General features: G+C 57.9%; 2 rRNA genes (1 of these 2 cut by a window edge). Both read right to left on the bottom strand.

The annotated features are described in order from the left end of the window. A 23S ribosomal RNA gene (locus tag AB0B83_RS29885) occupies positions 1–1,265 on the bottom strand (it extends 1,618 nt beyond the left edge of the window). 370 nt (positions 1,266–1,635) lie between these two features. Continuing rightward, positions 1,636–3,150: ribosomal RNA gene (locus AB0B83_RS29880) — 16S ribosomal RNA — on the bottom strand. Together the 16S and 23S rRNA genes form the textbook arrangement of a ribosomal RNA operon. Positions 3,151–3,208: the final 58 nt, after the last annotated feature.

Here is a 3,208-nt window from a genome sequence, read left to right as displayed (position 1 = left end):
AGGTAAAAATGTGAATGCCACAGCTTCGGCGGTGTGCTTGAGCCCCGCTACATTGTCGGCGCGGAACCACTTGACCAGTGAGCTATTACGCACTCTTTAAAGGGTGGCTGCTTCTAAGCCAACCTCCTGGTTGTCTATGCGACCCCACATCCTTTTCCACTTAGCACACGCTTAGGGGCCTTAGCTGGTGATCTGGGCTGTTTCCCTCTCGACTACGAAGCTTATCCCCCGCAGTCTCACTGCCGCGCTCTCACTTACCGGCATTCGGAGTTTGGCTGATTTCGGTAAGCTTGTGGGCCCCCTAGACCATCCAGTGCTCTACCTCCGGCAAGAAACACGCGACGCTGCACCTAAATGCATTTCGGGGAGAACCAGCTATCACGGAGTTTGATTGGCCTTTCACCCCTAACCACAGGTCATCCCCCAACTTTTCAACGTTGGTGGGTTCGGCCCTCCACGCGGTCTTACCCGCGCTTCAGCCTGCCCATGGCTAGATCACTCCGCTTCGGGTCTAGGACACGCGACTGAACGCCCTATTCAGACTCGCTTTCGCTACGGCTCCCCCACACGGGTTAACCTCGCCACATGCCACTAACTCGCAGGCTCATTCTTCAAAAGGCACGCCGTCACCCCGCAAGGCTCCGACGGATTGTAGGCGAACGGTTTCAGGTACTATTTCACTCCCCTCCCGGGGTACTTTTCACCATTCCCTCACGGTACTCGTCCGCTATCGGTCACCAGGAAGTATTTAGGCTTACCAGGTGGTCCTGGCAGATTCACGGCAGATTTCAGGGGTCCGCCGCTACTCGGGAACACCCACAGAAGGTCAGCAACTTTCACCTACCGGACTCTCACCGTCTACGGTCAGCCATTCCAGACTGTTCGACTAGCCACTGACTTTGTAACTTCTCGAACAAGTGTCAGCTTGTTCAGCAGGGTCCCACAACCCCGACCACGCAACCCCTGACAGGTATCACACGCAACCGGTTTAGCCTCAATCCGCTTTCGCTCGCCACTACTCACGGAATCACTAAATTGTTTTCTCTTCCTACGGGTACTGAGATGTTTCACTTCCCCGCGTTCCCCCCACACACCCTATGTGTTCAGGTGTGGGTGACTGGACATGACTCCAGCCAGGTTTCCCCATTCGGACACCCTGGGATCACAGCTTGGTTGACAGCTCCCCCAGGCCTATCGCGGCCTCCCACGTCCTTCATCGGCTCCTGGTGCCAAGGCATTCACCGTTCGCCCTTGACAACTTGACCACAAAGATGCTCGCGTCCACTGTGCAATTCTCAACAAACGACCAACCCACAACCTCTTAGCCCCACACCAGCACCACCACAGTGATCGGTATGCGAGACCAGGCCATGCCTGGCAACCATCCCCACCCACAGGTGAGGCAATGGCTCTGAAAGACAACCAATGGTTGTTCTTTCAGGACCCAACAGGGTGCTATCCGCCTCCTCCCAGCCGCACCAGGACTCCGTTCCCACCACCCGAAAGCAGCTGTACTAGGAAGAACCCGGCCGTTGCCAGGAAAAGACTCACCAGTGTCTCCGCCATTGAGCACCCCACCACCACATTCGGGCAGCGCGGGCTCCTTACCGACTTTCGTCGGAAGGTGCTCCTTAGAAAGGAGGTGATCCAGCCGCACCTTCCGGTACGGCTACCTTGTTACGACTTCGTCCCAATCGCCAGCCCCACCTTCGACGGCTCCCTCCACAAGGGTTGGGCCACCGGCTTCGGGTGTTGCCGACTTTCGTGACGTGACGGGCGGTGTGTACAAGGCCCGGGAACGTATTCACCGCAGCGTTGCTGATCTGCGATTACTAGCGACTCCGACTTCACGGGGTCGAGTTGCAGACCCCGATCCGAACTGAGACCGGCTTTTTGGGATTCGCTCCACCTCACGGTATCGCAGCCCATTGTACCGGCCATTGTAGCATGCGTGAAGCCCTGGACATAAGGGGCATGATGACTTGACGTCATCCCCACCTTCCTCCGAGTTGACCCCGGCAGTCTTCGATGAGTCCCCGCCATAACGCGCTGGCAACATCGAACGAGGGTTGCGCTCGTTGCGGGACTTAACCCAACATCTCACGACACGAGCTGACGACAGCCATGCACCACCTGTGACCGCCCCCGAAGGACCTCACATCTCTGCGAGTTTTGCGGCCATGTCAAACCCAGGTAAGGTTCTTCGCGTTGCATCGAATTAATCCGCATGCTCCGCCGCTTGTGCGGGCCCCCGTCAATTCCTTTGAGTTTTAGCCTTGCGGCCGTACTCCCCAGGCGGGGCGCTTAATGCGTTAGCTGCGGCACAGGGAACCGGAGAGGCCCCCCACACCTAGCGCCCAACGTTTACAGCGTGGACTACCAGGGTATCTAATCCTGTTCGCTCCCCACGCTTTCGCTCCTCAGCGTCAGTATCGGCCCAGAGACCCGCCTTCGCCACCGGTGTTCCTCCTGATATCTGCGCATTTCACCGCTACACCAGGAATTCCAGTCTCCCCTACCGAACTCTAGCCTGCCCGTATCGACTGCAGGCCCGCAGTTGAGCTGCGGGTTTTCACAGTCGACGCGACAAGCCGCCTACGAGCTCTTTACGCCCAATAAATCCGGACAACGCTCGCACCCTACGTCTTACCGCGGCTGCTGGCACGTAGTTGGCCGGTGCTTCTTCTGCAGGTACCGTCACTTACGCTTCGTCCCTGCTGAAAGAGGTTTACAACCCGAAGGCCGTCATCCCTCACGCGGCGTCGCTGCATCAGGCTTCCGCCCATTGTGCAATATTCCCCACTGCTGCCTCCCGTAGGAGTCTGGGCCGTGTCTCAGTCCCAGTGTGGCCGGTCGCCCTCTCAGGCCGGCTACCCGTCGTCGCCTTGGTAGGCCATCACCCCACCAACAAGCTGATAGGCCGCGAGCCCATCCCAGGCCGAAAAACTTTCCACCACCAACCATGCGACCGGTGGTCCTATTCGGTATTAGCCCCCGTTTCCGAGGGTTATCCCAAAGCCTAGGGCAGGTTGCTCACGTGTTACTCACCCGTTCGCCGCTCGAGTACCCCGAAGGGCCTTTCCGCTCGACTTGCATGTGTTAAGCACGCCGCCAGCGTTCGTCCTGAGCCAGGATCAAACTCTCCAACAAAAACTTGTTGAAAAACTGTCCCGACAACAAAAAGTGTTGCCAAAGGAATCCAAGACCA

The sequence above is a fragment of the Micromonospora sp. NPDC049060 genome, from assembly GCF_040649055.1.
Classification (GTDB): domain Bacteria; phylum Actinomycetota; class Actinomycetes; order Mycobacteriales; family Micromonosporaceae; genus Micromonospora; species Micromonospora reichwaldensis.
Note: the sequence above shows the minus strand (reverse complement) of the source record. Positions and strands in the feature narration are given on the sequence as shown.